The sequence below is a fragment of the Micromonospora sp. NPDC047644 genome (assembly GCF_040704315.1).
In the GTDB taxonomy this organism is placed as follows: Bacteria; Actinomycetota; Actinomycetes; order Mycobacteriales; family Micromonosporaceae; genus Micromonospora.
Map to the genome: position 1 here is coordinate 345,340 of NZ_JBEYSY010000003.1, position 23,786 is coordinate 369,125.

The 23,786-nt window shown below is 70.7% G+C and carries 27 protein-coding genes; 12 read left to right on the top strand and 15 right to left on the bottom strand.

Annotated elements, in window-relative coordinates:
• Positions 1–218 precede the first annotated feature (218 nt).
• Both AB0877_RS07595 and AB0877_RS07600 read left to right on the top strand, forming a co-directional pair.
• A complete protein-coding gene (locus AB0877_RS07595; protein WP_366607599.1) occupies positions 219–1,412 on the top strand; it encodes a cellulose binding domain-containing protein in 1,194 nt (397 codons plus the stop codon).
• Between the two features lie 9 nt (positions 1,413–1,421).
• Entirely contained in the window at positions 1,422–2,561 is a 1,140-nt protein-coding gene (locus tag AB0877_RS07600) for a glycosyl hydrolase 53 family protein (RefSeq protein ID WP_366607601.1), read from the top strand.
• Positions 2,562–2,632: 71 nt separating this feature from the next.
• Here AB0877_RS07600 and AB0877_RS07605 read toward each other — a convergent pair whose 3' ends face one another.
• On the bottom strand, positions 2,633–3,019 hold the full coding sequence (locus tag AB0877_RS07605; RefSeq protein WP_366607603.1) for a hypothetical protein: 387 nt from the start codon (positions 3,017–3,019) through the stop codon (positions 2,633–2,635).
• Positions 3,020–3,119: 100 nt separating this feature from the next.
• Between AB0877_RS07605 and AB0877_RS07610 the strand changes: the two genes are divergently transcribed.
• Entirely contained in the window at positions 3,120–3,377 is a 258-nt protein-coding gene (locus AB0877_RS07610) for a DUF6221 family protein (protein WP_366607605.1), read from the top strand.
• 52 nt (positions 3,378–3,429) lie between these two features.
• Here the strand turns inward: AB0877_RS07610 and AB0877_RS07615 are convergent, their stop codons facing one another.
• Both AB0877_RS07615 and AB0877_RS07620 read right to left on the bottom strand, forming a co-directional pair.
• Positions 3,430–4,725 carry a GAF domain-containing protein gene (locus AB0877_RS07615; RefSeq protein WP_366607607.1) on the bottom strand — a complete coding sequence of 432 codons (1,296 nt, stop codon included), beginning with the start codon at positions 4,723–4,725 and terminating at the stop codon, positions 3,430–3,432.
• Between the two features lie 194 nt (positions 4,726–4,919).
• Complete coding sequence (locus tag AB0877_RS07620; RefSeq protein WP_366607609.1) at positions 4,920–5,432, bottom strand: MarR family transcriptional regulator; 513 nt, start codon at positions 5,430–5,432, stop codon at positions 4,920–4,922.
• 85 nt (positions 5,433–5,517) lie between these two features.
• On the opposite strand from AB0877_RS07620, the gene AB0877_RS07625 reads away from it, so the two are divergent.
• Positions 5,518–6,108 (top strand): NAD(P)H-dependent oxidoreductase, encoded by a 591-nt coding sequence (locus AB0877_RS07625; protein ID WP_366607611.1) that lies wholly within the window; start codon positions 5,518–5,520, stop codon positions 6,106–6,108.
• A 106-nt stretch (positions 6,109–6,214) separates the two neighbouring features.
• Here AB0877_RS07625 and AB0877_RS07630 read toward each other — a convergent pair whose 3' ends face one another.
• From AB0877_RS07630 to AB0877_RS07645, 4 genes are all read right to left on the bottom strand, one after another.
• Positions 6,215–6,574 carry a hypothetical protein gene (locus tag AB0877_RS07630; protein ID WP_366607613.1) on the bottom strand — a complete coding sequence of 120 codons (360 nt, stop codon included), beginning with the start codon at positions 6,572–6,574 and terminating at the stop codon, positions 6,215–6,217.
• 166 nt (positions 6,575–6,740) lie between these two features.
• Complete coding sequence (locus tag AB0877_RS07635; RefSeq protein ID WP_366607615.1) at positions 6,741–7,604, bottom strand: TIGR03620 family F420-dependent LLM class oxidoreductase; 864 nt, start codon at positions 7,602–7,604, stop codon at positions 6,741–6,743.
• An 87-nt stretch (positions 7,605–7,691) separates the two neighbouring features.
• On the bottom strand, positions 7,692–8,339 hold the full coding sequence (locus AB0877_RS07640) for a response regulator transcription factor (RefSeq protein ID WP_366607617.1): 648 nt from the start codon (positions 8,337–8,339) through the stop codon (positions 7,692–7,694).
• Positions 8,336–9,442, bottom strand: a complete 1,107-nt coding sequence (locus AB0877_RS07645; protein WP_366607618.1) for a histidine kinase — start codon at positions 9,440–9,442, stop codon at positions 8,336–8,338. The genes AB0877_RS07640 and AB0877_RS07645 overlap by 4 nt, the downstream gene beginning before the upstream one ends.
• Positions 9,443–9,580: 138 nt before the next feature.
• On the opposite strand from AB0877_RS07645, the gene AB0877_RS07650 reads away from it, so the two are divergent.
• Both AB0877_RS07650 and AB0877_RS07655 read left to right on the top strand, forming a co-directional pair.
• The gene (locus AB0877_RS07650; protein ID WP_366607620.1) at positions 9,581–10,174 is read left to right on the top strand and encodes a CDP-alcohol phosphatidyltransferase family protein; all 594 of its coding nucleotides are present in this window, start codon (positions 9,581–9,583) and stop codon (positions 10,172–10,174) included.
• A complete protein-coding gene (locus AB0877_RS07655) occupies positions 10,171–10,641 on the top strand; it encodes a hypothetical protein (RefSeq protein WP_366607621.1) in 471 nt (156 codons plus the stop codon). The genes AB0877_RS07650 and AB0877_RS07655 overlap by 4 nt, the downstream gene beginning before the upstream one ends.
• A gap of 69 nt (positions 10,642–10,710) precedes the next feature.
• Here AB0877_RS07655 and AB0877_RS07660 read toward each other — a convergent pair whose 3' ends face one another.
• On the bottom strand, positions 10,711–11,553 hold the full coding sequence (locus AB0877_RS07660; protein WP_366607623.1) for a LysR family transcriptional regulator: 843 nt from the start codon (positions 11,551–11,553) through the stop codon (positions 10,711–10,713).
• A 72-nt stretch (positions 11,554–11,625) separates the two neighbouring features.
• Here AB0877_RS07660 and AB0877_RS07665 point away from each other — a divergent pair, with 72 nt between their 5' ends.
• Positions 11,626–12,837, top strand: a complete 1,212-nt coding sequence (locus tag AB0877_RS07665; protein WP_366607625.1) for an MFS transporter — start codon at positions 11,626–11,628, stop codon at positions 12,835–12,837.
• On the opposite strand, the gene AB0877_RS07670 is transcribed toward AB0877_RS07665, so the two are convergent.
• Positions 12,834–14,036, bottom strand: coding sequence for an MFS transporter (locus AB0877_RS07670; protein WP_366607627.1), 1,203 nt, complete (start codon positions 14,034–14,036; stop codon positions 12,834–12,836). The two genes, AB0877_RS07665 and AB0877_RS07670, sit on opposite strands and share 4 nt — an antisense overlap.
• Before the next feature lie 130 nt (positions 14,037–14,166).
• Positions 14,167–15,036 (bottom strand): fructosamine kinase family protein, encoded by an 870-nt coding sequence (locus AB0877_RS07675; protein ID WP_366607628.1) that lies wholly within the window; start codon positions 15,034–15,036, stop codon positions 14,167–14,169.
• Between the two features lie 98 nt (positions 15,037–15,134).
• On the opposite strand from AB0877_RS07675, the gene AB0877_RS07680 reads away from it, so the two are divergent.
• Positions 15,135–16,181 carry a serine hydrolase gene (locus tag AB0877_RS07680; RefSeq protein ID WP_366607630.1) on the top strand — a complete coding sequence of 349 codons (1,047 nt, stop codon included), beginning with the start codon at positions 15,135–15,137 and terminating at the stop codon, positions 16,179–16,181.
• A 21-nt stretch (positions 16,182–16,202) separates the two neighbouring features.
• Here AB0877_RS07680 and AB0877_RS07685 read toward each other — a convergent pair whose 3' ends face one another.
• From AB0877_RS07685 to AB0877_RS07700, 4 genes are all read right to left on the bottom strand, one after another.
• On the bottom strand, positions 16,203–17,057 hold the full coding sequence (locus AB0877_RS07685) for a DUF4253 domain-containing protein (protein WP_366607632.1): 855 nt from the start codon (positions 17,055–17,057) through the stop codon (positions 16,203–16,205).
• 17 nt (positions 17,058–17,074) lie between these two features.
• Positions 17,075–17,665: a DinB family protein gene (locus AB0877_RS07690; RefSeq protein WP_366607633.1), complete on the bottom strand. Its 591-nt coding sequence runs from the start codon at positions 17,663–17,665 to the stop codon at positions 17,075–17,077.
• Positions 17,666–17,736: 71 nt separating this feature from the next.
• Positions 17,737–18,942 (bottom strand): cellulose binding domain-containing protein, encoded by a 1,206-nt coding sequence (locus tag AB0877_RS07695; RefSeq protein WP_366607635.1) that lies wholly within the window; start codon positions 18,940–18,942, stop codon positions 17,737–17,739.
• Between the two features lie 283 nt (positions 18,943–19,225).
• Positions 19,226–20,185: a PaaX family transcriptional regulator C-terminal domain-containing protein gene (locus AB0877_RS07700; protein ID WP_366607636.1), complete on the bottom strand. Its 960-nt coding sequence runs from the start codon at positions 20,183–20,185 to the stop codon at positions 19,226–19,228.
• 93 nt (positions 20,186–20,278) lie between these two features.
• On the opposite strand from AB0877_RS07700, the gene AB0877_RS07705 reads away from it, so the two are divergent.
• From AB0877_RS07705 to AB0877_RS07720, 4 genes are all read left to right on the top strand, one after another.
• A complete protein-coding gene (locus AB0877_RS07705; protein ID WP_366607638.1) occupies positions 20,279–20,776 on the top strand; it encodes a YcxB family protein in 498 nt (165 codons plus the stop codon).
• 120 nt (positions 20,777–20,896) lie between these two features.
• Positions 20,897–21,271, top strand: a complete 375-nt coding sequence (locus AB0877_RS07710; protein WP_366607640.1) for a cupin domain-containing protein — start codon at positions 20,897–20,899, stop codon at positions 21,269–21,271.
• A gap of 65 nt (positions 21,272–21,336) precedes the next feature.
• A complete protein-coding gene (locus AB0877_RS07715) occupies positions 21,337–21,549 on the top strand; it encodes a hypothetical protein (RefSeq protein ID WP_366607642.1) in 213 nt (70 codons plus the stop codon).
• Between the two features lie 99 nt (positions 21,550–21,648).
• The gene (locus tag AB0877_RS07720; protein ID WP_366607644.1) at positions 21,649–22,065 is read left to right on the top strand and encodes a VOC family protein; all 417 of its coding nucleotides are present in this window, start codon (positions 21,649–21,651) and stop codon (positions 22,063–22,065) included.
• A gap of 92 nt (positions 22,066–22,157) precedes the next feature.
• On the opposite strand, the gene AB0877_RS07725 is transcribed toward AB0877_RS07720, so the two are convergent.
• Complete coding sequence (locus AB0877_RS07725; protein ID WP_366607646.1) at positions 22,158–23,612, bottom strand: alkaline phosphatase PhoX; 1,455 nt, start codon at positions 23,610–23,612, stop codon at positions 22,158–22,160.
• Positions 23,613–23,786: the final 174 nt, after the last annotated feature.

The window sequence follows — 23,786 nt, forward strand, 5'->3', positions numbered from 1 at the left end:
CCCCACTGGTATCGCTCCCAGCGAATTGCCCGACCGCAACCTTCGGCGTCGGCCGATCACAGTGGACTGTCAGCGGCGCACGGCCACACCGTGCCGGAGCGACGCGACCCAAGCGGCGGGGGAGAGGAGTGGTGAGGACACACGATAAGCCGGGTCGATCAGTGGCCGAGGCGTGAGACACGTTGGCGATCATCGATCTCTTGCCGCATCGTCGACCTATGACAGGTGCTCCCTCGTCCTCGCTCATCCGCCGTCTGCGACCGGGCCTGCTGGCCGCCGTCGTGCTGTCGACGGCGGTGCTCGGCAGCGCCCTGAGCGCCGCGCCGGCGGCCGACGCCGGCACCGTGACGCCGGCCGCGTACCCGGGGGTCACTCCGGCGCCCGCTGGGGCCGCGGAGTCCGTCGCAGCGCCGGCCGGGACCGCCCCGCCACCGCGGACTTCGCCGTCCAGTACGCCGAGCACCTCGCCCGTCGCGCCGAGTGCGCCCGCGAACCTGACCGCCAGCGAGGTCCGCAGCGCGTCGGTCACCCTCACCTGGACGGCCGCCACGTCCGGCTGCTGCGCCATCACCGGGTACGACATCACGTACTACCAGGAGTTCGGCGACATCGTCTTCAGCGCCACCGTTGGGGCCGTCACCAGCACCACGATCACCAACTACCTCGGGCCGGGCCAGCAGTACACGTTCCGATTGATCGCCCGGGACAGCCTCGGGCAACGCTCGAACTGGTCGAATGCGCTGACGGTGGTCACCCCGGTGACGGACACCGGCCCGGACACCACCCCGCCGAGCGCGCCGCAGAACCTGACCGTCGGCGAGGTGACCGCCTCGACCGGCACGTTGTCCTGGTCGCCGTCGACGGACGACGTCGGCGTGCTCGGCTACAACGTCTACCGGTTCGACGGCTGGTTCACCTCGCAACTGGTCGCCACCGTGCCGGGTACCACGTACACGGCGCCGCTACCCGCGTCGACGCCACTGCGCAACCTGTACTACGTGCGCGCCCGGGACGCGGTGGGCAACGTGTCGATCGCGTCCAACACCGTCACTCTGCCCACGACGACGACCACTCCGCCGCCCCCGCCGCCCTCGACCTGCCAGGTGACCTACCGGAACCAGTCTCAGTGGCAGGGGGGCTTCGTGGCCACTGCGACAGTCCACAACACCGGGACGGCACCGATCGAGGGTTGGATCGTCACCTTCAGCTTCCCGGGAGACCAGCAGGTCACCTCGGGGTGGAACGCCACGATCGGCCAGACCGGGGCCGCCGTGACCGCTCGCAACGTCGACTGGAACCGCGTCCTCGCGCCAAACGGCTCTGCGACCTTCGGCATGCAGGGGCGGTGGGGTGTCAGTGACGCGCCGCCGACCGGCTTCTCGCTGAACGGCGCACCCTGCACGGTGAGCTGAAGGAGTCTCGTGAACGCCCATCCGGCCACACCCCACCGCCGCACCAGGGCTCTGCTCGGGGCCGTCGCGGTCGGCGTCCTCGCCGTCGCCGGCACGCTCGGCGGCGCGCCCGCGCCCGCCTCGGCCGCGAACACGCTCACCATGCGGGGTGCCGACGTCTCCTCGTTGCAGCGCAGCCTGGATCTGGGTGCCAGGTACTACGACGCCGGCGGCGTCGCCCGCGACCCACTGGACATCTTGAAGTCCGTCGGCGTCAACTACGTCCGGTTGCGCGTCTGGAACAACCCGGTCAGCGGCTACAACAACAAGAACGCGGTGCTGGGTCAGGCGAGGGCGGCCAGGGCGAAGGGCCTCAAGGTGCTCATCGACTTCCACTACTCCGACACCTGGGCCGACCCGGGAAAGCAGTACAAGCCGGCCGCCTGGGTCGGGCACAGCCTGAGCCAACTGCGTACCGACGTCTACACCTTCACCTACGACGTCTGTTCCAGCCTGCGGGGGCAGGGCACCCCGCCGGACAGTGTGCAGATCGGCAACGAGATCAACGTCGGGATGCTGTGGAACGAGGGCAAGGTCGTCAACAACGACTTCGCCCCGCTGGCCGGCCTGCTGAAGCAGGGCTACAACGCCACGAAGGCGTGCGGCAGCGGCATCCCGGTGATGATCCATACCGCCAACGCCGACAGCAACGCCAACGCCCGATGGTTCTACGACGGCATCCGAGCGCAGGGTGTGCAGTGGGACATCACCGCGCAGTCGTACTACTGCATGTGGCACGGCAGCCTGGCGAACCTCTACAACAACATCGTCGACCTGCGTGGGCGCTACGGCAAGCCGGTGGTGATCGTGGAGACCGCGTACCCCTTCACCCGGAACAACGCGGACAGCGAGCCGAACGCCATCGGCGACGCGACCTGTGACGGCATCAGCGCGACCTGGTCCGGGCAGGCCCAGGAGTTCGACTGGGTGCAGAACACCGCCCGCAACGCGGGGGCCATCGGGGTCTTCTACTGGGAACCGACCTGGTACGCCGTCCGTGGCAACGGCTGGGACCCGGCCAACATCAACGGCACCGGAAACCAGTGGGACAACATGGCGGTCTTCGACTGGTCGGGGCGGGTGAACCCGGGCGTACGGTGGACGCCCTGACCTCCTCGGAGGTGCGGCGACGGCTCCTGGCCACTGCCACGATCCGTCGCCGAGATCCGCCGCGGCAGTGATCAGCAGGTGCGCGGCTGCCAACTCACCTTCGTCACGAACATGGGCACGTACAGATCCCCGCCGCCGGGGCGGGCGCAGATCGCGCCGGAGAGCTGCGTCCCGAGATAGTTGTAGGACCAGGTGATCTCGGCGTTGCGGGAGGTGCGGTTGTAGTAGTTGAAGGCCGGGACGTTGCCGGACCATTCAGTGGTGGTCACCAGGGACGGAGTCGAAATGGGGCCCTCCGCCGGATGATCCCAGTTGGGCCAGATGCAGAACGTGCCCTGCGGGCAGTTCCCGGGCGACCAGTAGTCGGCCGAGGCATTGGGGGTTGCCGCCGAGGCGGCGGGGGCGGTGGCCAGCACGCCGGCGACGGACGCGGCGAGGGCGATGGATTTCCACAGCATGGTTCACCTACTTGGATAGATGAGCATGGATGCCTGCCGAAAGGCTACCGGTGGAAATTTGAAGGGTCAAGCACTTGTGGTCGTGGGCGAGAATCGGCGGATGGAAGATCTCCTGCGATTCCTTCACCGGCGGTACGAGGCGGACTGCCACGCGTACGCCGACGTGTTTCACCGGTTCGGAAGCGATGCGCTCCTCGACAGCCACCTGCCGATGCTCGACCTGGTCGACAGCCTGGCGAAGGAGTACGAGGCCATGGCTCCCGGCGACGAGCGCTCCGTTGGTCTCGCCTACGCGCTGCGGGTGCTCGGGCAGTCGTACAACGAGCATCCCGACTACCGCAAGGAGTGGCGGCCCTAGCTGCTCGGCGGGACGCCCCCGTAGCCGAACCCGATCGCGGCATCGGCAACCGTCAGCGGTTGAGGTAGGCGGTCAGGCCGCCGAGTTCCTCGCTGGCGATGAACACCGACCGCACGTTGAGGATGGCCTCCTCGACGTGGGCGGGGCAGCCCCACGCCGCATCACCCCACGAGTCGGCGACCTTGACCTCGGCGAGCGCCGTGCATCCGGCGGCGCCGCCGAGCTGGCAGTGCTCGGGGTGCGGCGCGGCGGCCTGCGCGGCCGCGGCGGCGCGCATCCGGGTGGCGAGTTCCGCCGCGACGGTGGCGCGCTGCTCAGCCTCGGCGCGCAGCTCACGCTCGACGCGCAGCACCTTGGCCAGCTCGTCACTGGCGGATTTGGCGCGTGCCTCGGCGGCGAGTTTCGCCTGCTCGATGTGGTGGCGTTCGATGGCCAGGGCGGCGGTGCCGGCGAAGAGCCGGGTGAGGGCGAGGTCGGTGTCCTGCGGGACACGCGGGCTGCGGTGATACATCGCGAAGGTGCCCAACAGGCCGCCGTCGCGGGCCAGGATCGGCGTGGACCAGCAGGCCGCCAACCCGGCCTGCTCGGCCAGCCCCCGGAAGTCGTCCCAGAACGGGTCGGTGGCGATGTCGGTGACGATCACCGGTTCCCGCCGGTGGGCGGCGGTGCCGCACGAACCGACACCTTCGCCGGTCGCGATGCCGTCGATGGCCTGGTTGTAGAAGTCCGGCAGGCTCGGCGCGGCGCCGTGACGCAGGTGCCGGGCGTCGGGATCGGCCAGCAGTACGGAGACGAGCACCTCCTGCGGTGCGAGGTTCTCGATGCAGCGGGCCATCCCGTCGAGCACCTCGGTCAGGGGCGCCTGGCGGGCGATCTGCTCCAGCAGGGCGCGGTGTTCGGCCATCAGCCGTTGAGCATGCTTGACCTGCGTGGTCTCCACGCCCAGCACGCGGACGCCGGTCACGTTGCCGTCGGCGCTCCGGCGCGGCTCGTAGGTGAAGTCGAAGAACGCCTCCCGCGCCTGCGGGCCGCTGCCCAGCACCACCCGGACGTCACGGCCGGTGTAGGGCTCGCCCGTGCGGAGGACCTGGTCCAGGAGCGCGATGAATCCCTGACCGGCCAGTTCAGGCATCAGCTCGGCGATCGCCACACCGACCCGGGCCCGCTCCTCGCCGATGGTGGCGAAGAACGCGGGATTCGCCGTCTCCAGCAGGTGCTCTGGCCCGGCCAGAGCGGCGAAGACGGCGATGGACTGCCCGAACAACGCCCGCAGGTCGTCCTCCGCCGCTTGTTCGGCAGCGGCCGGACGCGCAGCGGCGGTAGACCGTTGGCCTGGTACCGCGGTCATGGTGGGGGTTCGCCTCTCGTTTGCGGATACGGGCAACGTGTCACCGGTCGGTGCGGGTCGCCACCACCGCCCGGAAGGGGTCACCGCCGGTGCAGCGTACCCATGTGCCCGAAATTCGGGTCTTACCCCACCAGCCACCCACCGTAACCGGGAGCCCGACCGGTGGCGTGATCCGGTCAGGCGGGGTGGTCAGGTTACTCCGACGGGCGAAGAGCCTTGCGGATCGTCGGCGCGAGAGGCAGATCCGTCGTGCTGAGCGCGGCGACGATCCGGTCCGCCGCGCTTTGGAGCTCCCGCAGGCCAGCAGCGTCGAGGCCGTCGAAGAGCAGCTTGCGTACGGTCGCCACGTGGGCCGGCGCGGCCAGTTGGACCTTCTCCCAGCCCTGCTCGGTGAGGACGGCGTTGGTGTACCGGGCGTCGTCGGGGTCTGGACGACGTAGCACCAGGCCGCGCTTCTCCAACCGGGCGATCAGGTGGGAGATCCGGGACAACTCTGCCCCGGTCAGGATCGCGAGGTCACTGAGGCGCAACGTGCGGTCCGGCCGATCGGAGAGGCCGGCCAGCGCGTAGTACTCCAGGTGGCTGATCTGGGCGTCACGCTGCAACTGCACGTCCAGCGCGACCGGCAGCACGACAGCGACCGCGTGCAGAGCGCGCCAGGCGCGCATCTCGTCGGCGGTCAGCCAGGTCGGACCTTCGGTCGTCACGGCGTCGAGTCTAACGTCACATGAACGTTCACGTATCAGACTGTTAGTGTCTTACATGAAAGTTCACGTAACCAGAGGAGCAGGCATGTCCGCCCTGAAGATCGCCGTCATCCTTGGCAGCACGCGCCCCGGCCGCAACGGCAAGGTGGTGGCCGACTGGGTGCTGGCCCAGGCTGCCGGTCGTACCGCCGCCGAGTACGAGCTGCTCGACCTGGCCGACTATCCGCTGCCGCACCTGGACGAGCCGGTCTCGGCGAAGGCGGGCCCCAGCCTGTACTCGAAGGAGCACACCAAGGCGTGGGCCACGAAGATCGCTGAGTACGACGGCTACGTGTTCGTCACCCCCGAGTACAACCACTCCACCTCAGGCGTCCTCAAGAACGCGATCGACTACCTCTACAACGAGTGGACGAACAAGGCGGCCGGGTTCGTCAGCTACGGTGCCGTCGGCGGAGCCCGGGCCATCGAGCACCTGCGCGGAGTGTTGAGCGAGTTGCAGGTGGCGCACGTTCAGCAGCAGCTGAGCTTCTCGCTGTACACCGACTTCGAGAACTTCGCCGACTTCACGCCGGCGGACATGCACGCCGGCAGCGCCCGGCTGCTGTTCGACCAGTTGGAAAGCTGGGCCGGCGCGATGCGGGCCGTCCGTGAGGTCAGCCTCGTGACGGCTGCCTGATCGGGCGAGCGGCGGACGGCGTCCAGTTCGGCACACCGCGAGCTGCCGCCGTTCGCCGACGGCGGCTCACACCACAGGCCGGCCAGCCGTCCGCTCGGGTCAGGGGTCAGTTCGTGGTCTGGTTGCGCTCGGCGAGTTGCTTCAGGTTGAGCAACTGCCGTCGCGCCATGATCAGGTCGCCGACGGACAGCCCGGGCGCGGCCCAGCGGGGCGACTGCATGACGACCTTGAGGAGCAGACGCGTGGTGTTCCGCTCCCAGGGCACCAGGACGTAGGACATGAAGGCGCCCATGATGGTGCTCGTGAGCTGCCTGCCGGGGTCGACCGAGACGATCCTTCCCAGCTTCCGCCAACCCGCGGTGGTGAAAGCCTCGCCGACGTGCGGCTCCGGTAGACCCCGCAACTGTCGAGGTGAGCGGCGACCCAGGTTGTCGATCCAGTCATATGAGTACGGGGCAAGCCTCACCTGGGTCACCCACGGCCACACCGCTGCGGGGGGTGCCGCTATCGACACTCCTCGCCATGCCTGGAGAGCGGGTGAGACGACGAACTCGTCGCAGGGATAGGGCCGCGTCGTCTCGTTCCTGGTCACCCCCCACCGGTCACCGATCACGCGTTCGTCCTCCCGGAGATCAGATCAGGGCCGCGCCGAGGGCGCGGAACGCGTCGGCGGGGAACGCCGTGTCGTCGCCTCCGTTGAGCACCTGGATCGCCACCTCGTCCGCGCCGGCCTGGTAGTGCTTCTCCAACCCGGCCACCACCTCTTCGACGGTGCCCCACGGGATGAGGGCGTCGACGAGGCGGTCACTGCCGCCGTCGGCGAAGTCCTCGTCGGTCCAGCCGAATCGCCGCAGGTTGTTGGTGTAGTTCGGTAGCGCGAGATACCCCCTCGTGTACTGGCGGGCAGTGGCGCGGGCCGTGGTGGCGTCCGCGTCGAGGACCACGGCGACCTCGGGGGCGAGCAGCCGGTCGGGCCCGATCGCCGCCCGGGCCTGCGCGGTGTGCTCGGCAGGGACGAAGTACGGGTGCGCGCCGGTCGAGCGGTCGCGGGAGAGTTCGAGCATCCGGGGGCCCAGTGCCGCCAGGATGCGCCGCTCGGGCGTAAGCCCGGCCGCGTCGAGGCCGTCGAGGTAATCGACCATCCGTGAGTACGGCTTGCGGTAGTCGGTGCCGCCGCTCTCCACGACCACCGCGTGGCTGGCGCCGAGACCGAGCAGGAACCTGCCGGGATGCGCCTGCTCAGCGTCCTGGGCGAACGCCGCCGCCTCGGGTGGCGACGAGTGCCAGATGCTGACGATCCCGGTCGCGACCCCGATGCGCGTGGTCCCGTCCAGGATCTCCCGGAAGCGGGGGGCGACGTTCTCGCCGAAACCACCGGAGAACCAGATTCGGGAATACCCGAGGCCCTCCAACTCGGTCGCGGCGTCGATGGCCGCGCTCCGACTCTCGCTAGCAAGGAAGAACGGTTGCCATACGCTCACGAGTCGTTGTGCCATACCGCAACCCTACGACCCTCAGCCGCTGACCGGGTGGCGGCAGACAGGCCAGCCTGGGACGCCGGCTGGCACGCGCCCGCTCCTGAGTCACGGTGTGAGGCCGGCCTGGATCGCCAGGATGGCGGCTCCCACGCGATCACGGCTGCCGGTCTTGGCCAGCACGTTTGTCACGTGGGTCTTGACGGTGCTCATCGACAGGTAGAGGCGCTCGGCGATCTCGTTGTTGTTGAGCCCGGCGCCGATCAGGGCGAGCACGTCGGTCTCCCGAGCGGTCAGCTGGTAGGCCGTCAACTCCACCCGGGTGGCCGGCCCGGTGGCGCGGACCCGGTCGAGGACGGCGCCGGTGACCTCGGCGGAGAGGACCGCCTCGCCGGCCGCGACGGTGCGCACGGCGGCGATGAGGTCGCGGGCACTGGACCGTTTGAGCAGGAATCCGCGGGCGCCGGCGGCGATGGCGTCCAGGACGTAGGCGTCGTCGTCGAAGGTGGTGACGACGATGACGGCCGGCGCGTGTGGGATTCTGGCCAGCTCGCGAGTGGCTTGCAGGCCGTCGAGTACCGGCATGCGGATGTCGACGAGGGCGACGTCGATGCGGGAGTCGCGACGTACGGCGTCGAGGAACTGCCGCCCGTCGGCCGCCTCGGCCGCGACCTGGATGTCGGGCTGAGATCGCAGGATCAGGCTGAAGCCGTCCCGGACCAGTTCCTGGTCGTCGGCGATCGCGACCCGGATCACGGGTTCGCCACCGGCAGGTTGGCCTGGAGCATGGTGCCGCCACCGGGGCGCTGGCTCAGCTCCCAGCTTCCGCCGCGTGCGGACACACGTTCGCCGATGCCGAGCAGGCCCGAGCGGTTGGTGGGGGCATGGGGGAGCCCGATTCCGTCGTCGCTGACCCGCAGGCGGGCGTGGTCGCCGACGCGGACCAGCTCCACCCAGGCCGCTGTGGCTTTCGCGTGCCGGGCGATGTTGGTGAGGGCCTCCTGGGCGATGCGGTAGGCGGTCAACACCCCGATCTCGTCCAGGCCCGGGTCGGGGTCCAGCTCGACCCGCACCGCCACGCCCTGCTGGCGCAGTGGCTGCGCCAGCAGCTCGTCGATGTCGGACAGGCGCGGCGGCGCGCTCACCGCGATAGCCGCGTCGGGATCGCGCAGGTGCACGACGAGCGCATCGAGCTCGCTCAGTGCGGTGCGTCCGCTGTCCGCGACCGCGCGCAGCGCCGCGCCCGGGTCGTCACCGAGCTGACCCGCCTCCGCCTGCACCACCATGGCGGTGACGTGGTGACCGACCACGTCGTGCAGCTCACGGGCAAGGTTGGTGCGCTGCTCGAGCCAGGCCGCCTGGCCGCGTAGCTGGTCCGTCTCCTGCGTGAGGGCATAGCTGTGCGACCACGACCGCAACAGGGTCGCCAGGAGATAGCCGGCCGCCACGAAGACGAACGGCTGCTCGTACAGCCCGCGCTGGTTCATCAGCGCGACAGCGAGGGCGCCGGCCGCGCCGATCAGGCCACCCACCCAGCCCATCCATGGCCGTCGTGCCGGGTCTTCACAGGTCGAGACGAACACGAGGGCGGCGGCCACGAGGCCCAACTGCACCGATTCTCCGGTGCTGACCAGCGCCGCGAACCCGGCGCAGACCGCGAACACCAGTGCCCGGTAGCGGGGGCGCAGCGTTATCGCGCCGAGGCCGACCGGCAGCACCAGCCACGCCCAACCCGCCGCAACGGCGAGACCTCCGTCGACAGTGGTGACCACAGCGGCGATGATCAGGGCCGTCGCAGCGTACGCGAGCCGGCGCACCCGCCCGGGGTCGCGCAGCCGTTCGCGGATTCCAGTCAGCACCAGCACAGTCTCCGTGACGGGCCGGAAGGCCGGCCAGTACCCGGGTACCGGATCGTCCGGCACCCCGGTACCCCCCTCGGAGCTGGAACGGCACCACGGCTCGTTCCGCGAGAACGCTTACCGGACGAGTCTGCGGAGGTGACTCTCGTCGACTCCCGCATCGCCATCACCGTCGGCCCGCTTCGTACGGTTCCCAACTACATCACCGCCGTTCGCACGGTCGCCGCTGTCACCGTCGGGATCCTGGCCCTCGTCTCCGGGTCGGTGGCATTGATGGCGGTATCGTACAGTATCTACTGGCTCGGTGACGTGCTCGACGGCTGGGCCGCCCGCCGACTCGGCCAGGAGACCCGGGCGGGGGCCGTCTTCGACATCGTGAGCGACCGGGCGTGCACCGCCGTACTCTGCGTGGGCCTGGTTTCCCTGGTGCCGGACGTCGCGGTCGTGGCCCTGGTCTTCCTGCTCTCGTTCCTGGTGCTGGACACCATGCTGTCGTTGGCGTTCCTGTGCTGGCCGGTGCTCAGCCCCAACTACTTCCACCTGGTCGACCGACGGGTCTGGGCGTTGAACTGGTCGCCGCTGGCCAAGGTCGCCAACACCGCCGGCGTCATCGGCGCCATCGCGTTCGGGCAGTACCTGCTCGCGCTGGGCGTCGCCGTCGCCGTCGTGGCGGTCAAGCTGTGGTCGGTCGCAGCGGTGGCCCGGCTGCTCGAACGGGACGGCCGGGCATGAGCAGCCTCGCCGAGGCCGTGGTGGCGCTCGGCTACGGTGTCGCGTCGGCGCTCGTCCCGATCGTCAACGCCGAGGCCTACGCCGTGATCGCCGGGCAGCGTGGCGGCCACGCACTCGTCGCCGTGCTCGCGCTGGCGCTCGGGCAGACCGCCGGCAAGCTGCTGCTGTTCGAGTCGGCGCGTCGTGGTTCGGGGCGGCTGGCCCTGAAGGTCGCGAAGCGGGCACAGCCACCTCGCGCGGCGACTCGGGCCGCGCGGTGGACCGAGCCGATCCGACGCTGGCTATCCCGCCGCCGCACGGCCCTGCCGACTGTGCTGGCCTCCGCCGCGGTCGGGGTTCCGCCGCTGGCCGTCGTCAGCCTCGCCGCCGGCACCGCGGGCCTTCGACGCTGGGAGTTCGCCGTCGCCTGCCTCTCCGGGCGGGTGATCCGCTTCGCCCTGCTGGTGCTGCCAGCGGTGCTGGCCTGACCTCGGCTCCCCGTCAGAGGAGCCGACCGTCGTGGGTGAGCAGGGCGGCCGAGCCGCCCAGGCGCGTACTCAGACGAGGCGACGGAGCACGGTCTCCACGGCGTCGATCAGCGGATCACCATCGGTGCGGGGGTGCCGGGCGAGACCGAACTCGACGTCCGGCAGGACGGGCAGGGCATCGGTGTCCCGGCAGATCATGGCCGGTTCGAGGTTCGCGGGCATGAGCGCCGCCACGCCGAGCCCGGCCCGTACCGCGGCGAGCACCCCGACCAGGCTGTTGCTCTCGAAGGCCACCCGCCAACGCCGATCGGCGCGCTCCAGGGCGTCCAGCACCGACGTACGCCAGGAGCACGGGTTGGAGAAGAGCACCACCGGCAGCGGGTCGGCGGACACGTCCACACCCTGCCCGGTCGCCCAGACCAGCGGGGCGCGCACCGTCCAGCGCGGCGGCCCGGGGATGTCCGGTACCGCGTCGAGCACGAGTTGGACGCGCCCCGCGTCGTACGCCTCCCGCATGGCGGCGTTGGAGCAGCTGAGCACCTCCAGCGTCGCGCCGGGATGCAGCCGGGCGAGGTCGGCGAGGGCCTGCGGAAGGTGGGACGCGGCGAGGTCTTCGAGCAACCCGACGCCACAGTGGCCGGTGAGCGCCCGGCCGGTCTCGGCGAGTGCCTGTGCGGAGAGCGAGAGGATGCGTTCGGCGTACGGCAGGATCTCTTCGCCTGCCCGGGTCGGCGAGACACCGGTCGACGAGCGGTGCAGCAGCGGTCGACCGACGACGGTCTCGAGCTTGCGCAGCTGTTGACTGAGACCGGGCTGGGTCTGCCCCAGGGCGGTCGCGGCCCGGCTGATGCTGCCTTCCCGTACGGCGGCGACGAACGACCGCAGCAATGCGGTCTCCAGGTCCCTTGCCATAAGCAGTCATTATGCCAGCATCAACAAGATGGTGTCTTCTTATGGCATGCGGACGGGGCTAGCGTCGGACGGGTGACCAGTTACCGGCAGGTGCTCGCCGTGCCAGGGATGGCACCGCTGCTGGGTGTCTCGCTGCTCGCCCGTACCGCGATAACCGCCGACGTGATGGCGCTCACCCTCTTCGTCGTCCTCGGCCTGGAGCTGAGTTATGCGGCAGCGGGTGGGGTCGCGGCGGCCCTGACCGCCGGAGTGGCACTGGGCGGGCCGCTGCTCGGCCGCATGATCGACTCGCGGGGGCTGCGTCCCGTCCTGCTGGTGACCGCCGGCGCGCAGGTCGTGTTCTGGCTGGCCGTGCCGGTCCTGCCGTACGGGTTCCTGCTGGTCGCCAGCTTCGTGGCGGGCCTGCTGATGGTGCCGGCCCAGGCGGTGAGCAGGCAGGCGATCGCCGCGATGACGACGTCGGGGCAACGCCGGGCCGCGTTCGCGCTGGAAGCCGTGCAGGGCGAGCTGTCGTACATCGTGGGGCCGGCGGTGGTGATCCTCGGCGCGGCGACGGTGTCCCCCGACGTGGTTGCCTGGGGGGTCGGCGCCGCGATCCTGGCCGGCGGTGTCGGCATCGCCATGCTCAACCCACCGATGCACGCCCGGGACGAGGCGGAGGCCGCCGCAGCGGAACGACCGCCACGGCGGCAGTGGTTGAGCGCGAGGATGATCGCCGCGCTGACGATGGCGTTCGGGACGACGACGCTGCTCAGCGGCGTCGACCTCGCCATCGTCGCCACGCTGCGGGAGGTAGGTCAGGTGTCCTGGGCCGCCGTGGTCGTCGTGGTGTTCGGCCTGTCGTCGGTCATCGGCGGGCTGGTCTACGGCGCGCTGCCCCGGCCACTGCCCACCTGGCTGCTGCTCGCCCTGCTCGGGCTCGTGACGATTCCCGCCGGGCTGGCCCACGACTGGCCCTGGCTGTGCGTGGCCGTCGTGGGAAGCGGCCTCCTCACCGCGCCGACCCTCGGCTCGGTCGCCGACGCGGTGAGCCGCCTGGCGCCGCCCGGCGCACGCGGCGAGGTGACGGGTCTGCAGTCGTCGGCGCAGAGCGCCGGTTTCGCGCTCGGATCCCCGCTGGTCGGTGTGGCGATCGACCTCTCCGTGCCGGCGGGCGGTTTCGCGGCGGCCGGTCTCGCCGGCCTGGCCGCCGCCGGGACCGGCTACCTGCTGTCCCGCCGATCACCCGCCCGGCGACGCCGCCGGGCGATGCCGGGTACCACCGCGGGCCGGCCGGCGCTCTAGGTGCTCCGCCCAGAGAGGTCGGAGACACGGCTGGCGGGTGCGGTGTGGTGGCGACGGGTGTCCACGGCGAGCAGGGTGAGGGCGGCCAGCGTCAGCAGTCCGCCGGCGAGCGCCAGCGGGCGTGCCCCCGAGGTGGGCAGGAGCGCGCCGCCGAGCAGTGACCCACCGGCGATGCCGGCGTTGAAGGCGACGCTCACCCCGGCCGACGCGATGTCGGTGCTGCCCGGGGCCAGGTGCAGCATCCGGTTCTGTACGGCGGAGCCGAACGCCGCGTACGCGAGGCCGACCCCGGCGAGAAGCGCGACCACGCCCGGCTTGAGCGCGCCGAGCACGTGCAACCCGAGCAGCGAGGCCGTGCCGATACCGAGCGGCGTCAGCAGCGAAGCGATCGGTCGGGTGTCCAGAGTCCGGGCCGCGACCAGGGTGCCGACGACGCCGGCCGCGCCGGAGACGAACAGCAACGGCGCGAGCACCGCGTCGGCGAAGCCACTGACGTCGAGCAGGAACGGTGTCACGTAGGTCTGCAGAGTCATGAAGCCGCCGATGCCGAGGGCCGTGGCGGTCAGCAGGACCGCAAAGCGACGGCCGTCCGGTGCGCTGCCCCGGGCGGCACCGCCGGCCGCCGGGGGATAGGAGGGAAGAAGGAACAGCACCGCGGCGGCGATCGCCACCCCGATCCCGGCCAGCACCGCGAACGCCGCCCGCCAGCCAGCCTGCTGCCCGAGCCAGGTGCCGAGGGGTACGCCGAGCACCGGGGCGAGCGTCGCCCCGGTCGCGAACAGCGCCACCGCCCGACCGCGCACCGCGACCGGGAACGGTCCGATCACGGTCGCCGTGGCGACGGACCAGAACAGCGCCTGGGCGAGGGCGGTCACCAGGCGGGTGCCGGCCAGCACGGCGTACGTCGGCGCGAGCGCGGCGCCGGCGTTGGCGGCGGCGAACAGGAGCATCGTGACGCCGAGCAGGTGCCGCCGGGGGACCCGCTGGGTCAGTCGGGTCAGCGGCACGGACGCCAGCACCACCACGACTGCGTACCCACTGACCAGCAGGCCCACCTGTGAGCGGGACCGGTCCAGGTCGGGTGCGATGCGGGTCAGCAGACCGACGGGCAGCAGCTCGGTCGTGATGAACGCGAACGCGGCCAGGGAGAGCGTGACGAGCACGGCCCTGGCCCTTCGTGGCGACATCTCCGGTGCCATGATCCACCCCCCATTCCAGGGGGTCACCGTAAACGAGGGCCCGGCTCCGCTCCGCTCGTGGGTCTCGGCGGCCGTCGGGCGACATCGGCTGGCCGGGCCGGTCTCCGCCACCGGCCGCCGGGGCCTCTGATCAGCATCGCGTCCGGAACGGGGCGAGGACGGCGCGGATCTGGTCGGCCGCGCCCCAGTCGTCGTCGAACTGAGCCAGCACGGCGAGGTGTTGTCGCAGCTGGATGACCGGCATCCGAGCTTCCCAGTCGGCGTCGAGCGAGGTCAGCTCCGCGTAGACGTCGAACATCCGTCGTGCCTCGGGCGGGGGCGAGGTGGACCACACGTGCGCGAGGTCCACCTCGGCCCAGACGTACGACACGGCCGGGTCGATCAGCGCCGGCTCTCTGTGCGCGGTGGCGAGGACGTTCTGCGCCCACAGATCGCCGTGTGTCAGGCACGCCGGGCGCTCGGGAAGCAGGTCGGGCAGCCGGTCGCAGAGCCGTTCCAACGCCGACCGGTCCTCCGCGTCGAGCGCGGCCTCGACGCGGGGCTCGTCGAGCCAACGCAGCAGCCGGTGCTCGGCGAAGAAGGCGAAGCCGTCGTCGTTCCACGTGTTGACCTGACGGCGTCGGCCCAGCCAGTTGTCCTGGTGCCAGCCGAAACGGGGATGGGTGGTGTTCAGGTGCAGCCGGGCGAGCAGGTGGGCGAACCGCTCCCAGAAAGCCTCGCTGCGCGGCCTCTCGCTCAACACCGACAACACCAGTACGTCCCGATCCGCCAGGATCACCTCGGGTGTCGCCACGCCGCCCAGGTCGCGCAGTGCGGCCAGCCCCTCGGCCTCGGCGGCGAAGACGTCGTCGGCCGGCGGGTCGGCGAATGCCTTGACGAACACCGGCGGGGCATCGCGGCGGGTGGCGATGCCCGCCAGAGCCGCGAGCCCACCGGTCACCGGTCGCACGGCGACGACCTCACGCATACCGGCCAGGTGCAGACGTTCCAGCAGGGTCACGGGGACGCTCCTCATTCCCGGCGTACGAGGTCGCCCGATCCTATGTGGCTGATCACGGCCCGCTCGGCCGACGGCGGGCGTGGTGGACACTGCTGGGCATGGGTGACGTGGCGGTGGATCGGCAACGGCTGGAGCGGATCCTCCAGGAGTTCGGTGCCCGGTGGACCAGAGACGCCGCCGACATCGGGGCCTACCTGGCCGCACAGGTCGCCGACGCGAGCCACCGTGACGTCGTCGGCCCGCTGCGTGCCGCCAGCGGAGCCAGTGGTGTCGTCCGGGTCGGCGGTCGGGAGGTCGCGGCCTGGGGCGACCCGGACGTCCCGGAGATGGCGTTCAGCGTCACCAAGTCGGTCGTGTCGGTGGTGGCCGGCCTGGCCTTCGACGACGGGCTGCTGGTGCCGGACCAACCGGTGCACCAGGTCGTCGACGTACCCGAGTTCCGGGGGCCGCACAACGAGCAGATCACCTGGCGTCATCTGCTGCAGCAGTCGAGCCAGTGGGAGGGCGAGCTGTGGGGTAAGCCGACGAGCGTCGACGCGCAGAGCTTCCGCGAGCGGACCGAGGTGCACGGCACACCCCCGGGCCAGGGGTGGGCGTACAACGACGTACGGATGAACCTGCTCGCCTACGCGCTGACGCTGCTGTTTCGCAGGGCGCTGCCGGAGGTGCTGCGGGAGCGGGTCATGGACCCGATGGGCGCGTCGGACCGGTGGTCGTGGCACGGGTACTCGACGAGCGTCGTCGACCTCGACGGACGCCGGATCGAGGCGGTCTCCGGCGGCGCGCACTGGGGCGGGGGACTGATCGTCCCGGCCCGGGACCTGGCCCTGATCGGTCAGCTCTTCCTGGACCGCGGCACCCATGAGGGGACCCGGCTGCTCAGTGCCGAATGGGTTGACCAGTCCTGGGCCCCGTGCCCGGTCAAACAGGAGTACGGCTATCTGTGGTGGCTCAACGACGAGCAGGTGCCGTGGCCCGGCGCCCCGGCGACCGGCCGCAGCGCCCGGGGCAACGGCGGACGACACCTGCTGTGGGTCGACCCGGCCCGGGAACTCGTCCTCGCCTCCCACTGGACCGAGGAACCGCTCGATCTGATCCGGGAAGTCTCCCGTACCGTCACGGTCGAGGGGGTTGACGAGGGCTGAGTCGCGTGGGGACCGTGTCGATCAGGGTCGGTTGTGGACGAACCAGGCGTCACCGGCCGGCAGGGCGACGGCGACCTCCCATCGGCTCAGTTCGAGGTCCGGAGCGAGCGCCATGAGCTGACCGGCGGCAGCCCACGCCTCGTCACCGGGCGTGGGGCGACGCCCCACCTGGAACTGCAGCATGGTGTCCCACGAGGCGACCAGGCGGGCGTCCCACCGGCGCCGCCACCGCGCCAGCACCTCGGCGAGCTGCTGGCGGTCCTCCTCGGTGAGCGCACCGTGGAAGTCCACCCAGTACGCCGAGCCGCGGACGTCGGTGGTGGGCAGCAGCATGAGCAGGACGCTGTCCGGCGTGTACCAGTACTCGGTCTGCGTCACGAGCCGCACGTTGCCAAGCACCTCGGCGTGCAGGTCGGCGTCGGCGAGCAGCCGGTCGTACAGCGCCCGCTCCAGCACCGGCAGTGGTGTCGGCACCACCACGTCCGGCACCAGGGCGGTCAGGTCGACGCCGGTCGTGCCCCGCGCGTAGAACCCGATCTCGTCCTCGTCGACGTGTTGGTCCTCGCTGTAGTGCCGGAAGGTCAGCCAGGGTTCGGAAGACGCCGCCGCCTCGACGAACGCGCGCAGCTCCGACTCCGACGGACCCTGCTCGGGCTCGGACCGGATCGTCAGCGCGTCGTCGAAGTCGTCGGTGACCATGACGGGCCGGCGTCCGGTGACCGGGACCAGCGCCTCGGCGGCCTGCCAGACCTCGTACAGGCGGTCGGGGTCGACGTCGCCGACGAGGATCGTGCCCGACGGGCCGTGCCCGATCGGCAGGCCGGCCAGTGGCGTGCCCCGGAGAGCCGCTTCGATCTGGTTGAGGTCGTCTCGCACGCCGACAGCTTTGCCGGTCACCCGAAGCGGTCCGCGAGCTTCGTCAGCTTGCTGACATACGCCGGCCAGTCGTAGTCGTCGGGGATGCTGCTGCTGTCCTCCCGGAGGCCGACCGCCGTGTCGTGCTGTTCGCGCATGATGTCGGCGTGCCCCGCGTGGCGGGCGAGATCGCAGGTCACATGGAGGATGATCCGCTGTAGTGTCACGTCCTGCCGACCTGGCTGCCACCACGGCACCTGCCCCGGCGCGTCGAGCGGGAGCTGGTCGATCGTCTGGTCGGCGAACGCGCCGACCCGGCGGTACAGGTCGATCAGCCCGTCCTTCGTCTCGTCCTCCCGGGCGTACCAGTCGGCCTGCGGGTCCTCGTCGAACGCCGACAGGGGGACCAGCTCGTCGGGCGTCGGGAACTCGCGGCCGAAGGTGACCCCGAAGTAGCCGGCCTCGACGTTGAGGCAGTGCTTGACCGCACCCAGCAGGTTGTTGCCGGTCGCCGTGCGGGGCAACCTGACCTCCCGTTCGCTGAGCCCGTCGAGCTTCCAGACGAGGCCCTCGCGCTGCCGCCGGAGGTAGTAGTGCAGGGCGGCCTTCGCATCACTCAGTTCAGCCATGCGCGCCAGTCTTCCCCATCCGGCGGGGTTCGGCGGGCCGGTGCCGGGGCGCCCGCCCGCCGAACCACTCGTCAGCTTGCGGCGCAACTCGCTGTGGTTCCGCTGCCGCTGCCGCTGCCCTGGAAGCCGAAACTGGTGGCCTGACCTGCGGCCAGTCGTCCGTTGTAGCTCTGGTTCGCGACGGTGATGGTCCCACTGGTGCCGCTGCTGACCCCGTTCCACAGCGAGCTGACCGATGCGCCGCTCGGCAGGGTGAGGGTGACCCGCCAGCCGGTCAGCGCGGCGTTCCCCGCGGTGACGCTGACGTTGGCGACGAAGCCGCCGTTCCACTGGTCCTGGACCGCGAAGACCGCGGTGCAGCCAGGCGTGCCGGTCGGCGGGGGCGTGGTCGGTGGCGGTGTGGTGGGCGGGGGCGTGGTGGGTGGCGTGCCGTCGTCGAGCGTCAGGTTCTTCTGCTGGACGCTCCACTGAGTACGGCACAGACCGCAGTCGGCGCCGACGAAGTTGCGGCCGGCGGTGGTGTCGCCCTTCAGTCGCCACTTGAAGTAGAGGGTTGCGACGCGGCCGAACTCACCGCCGTTGGTCTGGTCGTAGGTGCCGCCATGACCGACGTTCAGGTTGCCCATGAAGGCGGGCAGGCCGGCGGGCAGCTTGCCCCAGTCGTCGATCGCGTTCGGGTAGGCGATGTCGCTGGGCCCGCCGACGAAGTAGGCGATCGGCTTGGTCAGCCTCCGGAGCTGGTAGTCGTCGGCGTCGTTCAGCAGACCGCTGCTGAAGATGCCGGTCGTGGTGACGCGCGGGTCGTTCGAGACGGCGTACGCCTCCAGGCCCCCGCAGGAGAAGCCCGCGACCGCGACCTTGCTCGTGTCGATCTTGTTGTAGTACTTGCTGCCCTGCCGGGAGTTCTCCGCGATCGCCCAGTCGATGGACTGGGTGAGCATCTGGGAGTTGGTGGAGCCGGAGGCGTTCGGGCCGCCGTTGGCGATGGCGAGGAAACCGTGGGAGGCGATCTCGCGCAGGAAGTTGCCCTGGGAAAGCCCGTTGGCTGAGCAGCCACCGTTGCCCCACACGACGATCGGGAGGCGCTCGGACGGGAGGGTCTGCGGCCGGAAGATGGTGTGGTTGGCCAGGGTCGCCGAGGTTTCGTAGTCTGCGGGATAGGGGCCGGAGCCGCCGATGGCCGCGGACGCCGGGGTCCCGCTCAGCGCCATGATCACGGAGGTCACCGGGACGATGGCGGCTGCCAGCCCCGCGTAGATCTTGGTTCGCCTTCTCATTGAATCCTCCAGGAACAGTCACGGTGGCGCTCCCTGCGGCGGCGGGTGTGTCACTCGCGCCCCGACGAGAGGTGGTCGGCGCTGGCCACGGATCCGATCGATGTGAACGCGTCGCGGCCCGCGCGGCGGCCGTGCCCTCGGTCGCCACTGCCCGCTCATTCAGCGCCGGCGACCGCCCGGCCGCGGTCCCTACAGGCGCTCCGATGGGAGCTGTATGCAGTTACTATCACTGTCGCAATGAAAAGTGTCAATGTCTGGTTGACCCTGACCGGCCGCGGCGTCGTCAGCCGGCGAGTGGGCCGCCGCCGTGCTTTCCGCCGGTCGGCTCCGGCCGCGAAGAATCCCTCGACGCCTGAAAGTGGGTGATCCACGAGGCGGCATCCGGCCAGTGCGGAGTTGCCACTTCGATCAGACGCGCCTGAGCGAGCGAGCCGAGCGTGGTGTGGATGTCGAGGAAGGTCTCCCTGGCCTCCTGGCGGGGCCAGGGCTGCGGCAGCAGATGCGGGGGGAGGTCCGGGTCGACGTCGGCGAACTTCCGCCAGGAATCCATCGCGGAGGTCCGGGCCACCAACGCCCGGGCCGGGTCCACCTCCCCGTTGCGCGCGGCCGCTCGCAGCTCCGCGTACTGCTCGACGAAGATCGAGTACGCGGACGCGAGGCTCGTCAGGTCGTACGCGGAGGCCGGCCCGTGCAGCCCCGCCTCCTCGTCGAACCGGGCGTGCAGGACCGACCACCGGGCACCCTCGACGTGGTGCAGCAGCGCGTGCAGCGCCTCCCGCGCTGGCGCGGCGTCGGATCCCGGCCGGATCCACACGCTGTCGTACAGGCCCACGAAACCCAGTGCGGTCAACGACCTGCGGAGCGCGTGACGGGACGCCTGGCCGGCGTTCGGAACGGAGAAGGAGGCCAGCACCCATTCGCCGGTCCAGGGCGTCGGGTGGGAGCCGAAGTTCAGGAAGTGCCGCATCCGGGAGCGGTGCTTGGCGATCGCCTGCGGTGTGAGGTGGTAGACCGGCGACCGGCCCTTCCTCCGCGTCGCGATGAGACCACGCTTGACCAGCCGGGACAGCGCGGCACGGGCGCTGGACTCGCTGATCCCGAACTCCCGCAGAATCGCGATGACCGCGGCCGATGGCAGGTCGGCGTCGGAGGAGTCGAGGTACTCGCCGAGCACTGTCGTCAGCAGATGCTGCGGGCTCGACCCCGCCTGGGCCCGGGGCACTCTGACGTCGTCGGCGTTCACCTCATCAGACTGCCGCACCCGGATGACCGAGGCCGGCCAGGTAGGGCGGGGCAAGGCGCTCTCCCGGGCCGGCGGAGGCACTATCGTTCTGGCGTGCACATCCGTTTCGACGTCCCCGCTGATCCCGCCTACCCGAGCCGGGTGGCCGCGGCGCTCGGCAACGTCCGGCTCCGCAGATTCGGCTACATCGGGGCGGTCCTGACCGCGGTCGGGGTCATCGGTCTCGTCGTCTCGCGAGGGCTCGGGTGGGGCGAGCGGAGTTCACCGCTGTGGACCGCGCTGGTCGTGGGCGGCGTGCTGTCGATGCTGTACCGGCCGTGGGTGCTGGCCCGCGCCCGACGCCGTTCCGGTAACTACGCCGTCGAGGGCGCCTACGACATCACCGATGACAACATCATGATGCGCAGCGGCTCGGAGTCCGGCGGCATCGCCTGGGACGGGGTTGCCCAGGTGCGCGACGCCGGAGACTTCTGGGTCGTGTACGTCGGCCGGATGCCGGCGACCGTGATCCCCCGTTGGCTGATGTCCCCCGGGGATGCCGAGACGCTGCGCGCGTACATGACCGAACGAGGGCTGCTGCCCCGTCGGTGAACCCGGCTGCCGCCTCCGTGTCGGCATCTCCGCCCCTGATCGCCTGCGGCTACCTATTCTCGACTGGAATGCACCGGTTCGAGCAATGGCCGTCGGCCCGACGGCTCACAGGAGGCCGTCATGAGCACCAAGGGTCGACCCGCGGGGATCAGCCCCACAGCGGTGGAGTCAGCACCAGGGCTGTGGCGGATCGATCTGCAACGGCACGACCTCAGCATCCCCGGGCGGGAGGTCATTCAGACTCGCGTCGAGTTCACTCCGGATTCGCCTCCGTTCAAGCATTTCCACCCCGGCGAGGAGATCATCTGCGTTCTCCAGGGCACGCTGGAATACCGGCTGGACGGGCAGCCGCCCATGGTGTGCAATCCCGGCGACGCGCTGACGGTGCCGTACGGCGTGCACCACCAGGCCCGCAACGTCGGCGACGGCATCGCTGTCGAACTGGCCACGTACGTCGTCGAGAAGGGCAAACCACTGCTCACCAAGGTGGAGTGAGCACCCACGGCCGGTCATCGATCACCGCCGTTTGCGCGATCGGCGCGCTGGGCAAAAATCACACCATGACGAATGAACGGGCGAAGTCTGTCGGTCGTTACACGATGCGGGTCCTCGGCGTACTGGCGATCGTCGTGGGCGTGCTGGGGGTCGTCTCCAGCCTGGCCCAGAACAACCTCGTCGGGGTGATCCTCGGCGTCATCTTCGTCGCCGGCGGAGCGGTCCTGGTCAAGCGCTCGGGCGTGGCGGCGACACCGAGAGCGCAGAGCACGCACTGACGTCTGCGGGGCCGTCGTCGGCGTCCTGGGTGTGGTGCGCGTCCCCTGCCGCCCGGGGTGAGAGGGCAGCGGCGGCAGCGCGACTCATAAGGTGAACGAATGTCGGTCAAGCAGGTTCAAGTGACGTTCGACTGCGCCGAGCCGGTGCGCGTCGGCCGCTTCTGGTGTGAGGTGCTGGGCTACGTCCCGCCGCCGGCCCCGGAGGGGTTCGCCTCCTGGGCGGACGTCAATTCCGAGCAGGGTTCGTGGTTCGCGTGCAGTGATCCGTCGGGGGTGGGCCCGCGCCTGTACTTCCAGCGGGTGCCCGAGGGCAAGGTCGTCAAGAACCGGGTGCACCTCGACGTGCGGGTCGGCACCGGGCTGGTGGGGGAGGAGCGCCTGGCCGCCCTCGAGGCCGAATGCGCGCGACTGATCCCGCTCGGCGCGGTCCGCGGGCAGTTGTTGCTCGCCGACGGCGAGAACGAGTCGTGCCTCAACATGCAGGACGTCGAGGGCAACGAGTTCTGTCTCGACTAGGGCCGCCCGCCGCCCGCCGCCCGCCTCGTGAGCGCGGCCGAGTCGGTGGGGGGCCGGGCGGGGTCGCCCGGCCCCCCCACGCTCGGGCTCGCTCAGCCCAGGTACTTCTCCCAGGGGCCGGTGATGGCCAGGGTGAGGCCCGGGTCCTGCATGTTGACGAAGAGCACCTTGCCGTCCGCGCTGAAGGTCGGCCCGCAGAACTCCGAGTCGTTGAGCTGGTTGCGGGCGATCGCGTACGTGGGCCCGCCCGGGATCGTGCTGAGCACGTGCGAGGCGCCGGACCCGTCCTCGGCGAGCACGAGGCTTCCCCACGGGGTGACCGTGACGTTGTCCGGGCCGTCGAAGGTGATGTCGGTGTACTTGACCGGCGTACCCTCCTCGGACTGCGTCTGGTGCGGGAAGTACGTCACCAGCTGGATGGTCTGGTCCTTGAAGTTGTAGAACCAGACCATGCCGTCGTGCGGTGCCGCGTCCGCCGGCAGGTCACCCTCGTCCCAGGCGTACGAGTTGACCACGTACACGCCCTCGTCGGTGGCCCACACGCCCTCGAACTTGCGTCCGCGGGTGACCTGGCCGTCGGCGAACTGCTCGCGTACCGGCGTGGTGCGCGCGTCGCGGTCGGGCACCTCGATCCAGCGCACCGGGAAGGGGCGGCCCAACTGGGCGGAGGTCAGGTAGGCGACGTCCGGCAGCACCGAACCGTCATCCATGATGATCTGCATCGCGGCGAGGACGCCGGCGTTCGGTGCGAGGCGGGTCAGCACGCCCGGGCCCAGCTTGACGCCGTGGGGTGCCGTCCAGCGGTAGAAGAGGCCGTTGGGCTCGTCGGCGTCCTCGGAGAGGTAGACCCGGGTGCGGTCCTTGTCGACGGCCACTGCCTCGTGGGAGTAGCGGCCCAGGCACTTGATCGGCTTCGGGTCGGCGCTGCCGTCGGCCCACACCTCGAAGACGTAGCCGTGGTCCTTCTGGTAGACGCCGGACCGGCTGCCCTCTTCCCACGTGTCGCCGGCCCGGTCCTCGGCCTCCTCGCAGGTCAGCCAGGTGCCCCAGGGGGTCGGCCCGCCGGCGCAGTTGGAGATGGTGCCGGAGAGCGCCACGAACTCGCCGAGGTTGCGGCCCGCGAGGTCCGTCTTGATCACGGTGCAACCGCCGGCGTCGACGGCGCCCGCGTCGTAGACAGTGCCCTTGACGTGCGGTACGCCGAACTCGGCGCCCGGGTCGATCTCGTGGTTCTGGATCAGCGTGTACCGGCCGTGGCCGCCGTCGTAGACGGCCATGCCGTCGTGGTCCGACGGGGTGGTGCCCTGACCGCGGTCGAGCCGGGTGACGCCGGTCCGGGTGACCACCGTGTACCGGAAGCCCTTGGGCAGGGCCAGAATTCCCTTGGGGTCGTCCACGAGCGGCGGGAAGGGCACAGTGCCGGGCTTCACCGGCGGGTGCGGCCGGGCCGGGCTGGCCTGGGCCAGGGACGGCAGGCCGCCCGCGACGGCAATGCCGACGCCGGCGGCGGCGCCACTGGCGAGAAAGGTACGGCGAGACGAAGGCACGTGGATCAACTCCTGGTCAGGGCAAGTGCGACGACTGGCAGCCAACTCCTTCGGGTGGACAGCGACACGTCACCAGCGGGATCGGGTGGTGACATCGGAGTTAAGAATCAGGGTCACGCACGCGTCGGCGGGCCATCCGGATTGACCGACGGCCGAGCCGCCACCTGATCGAGG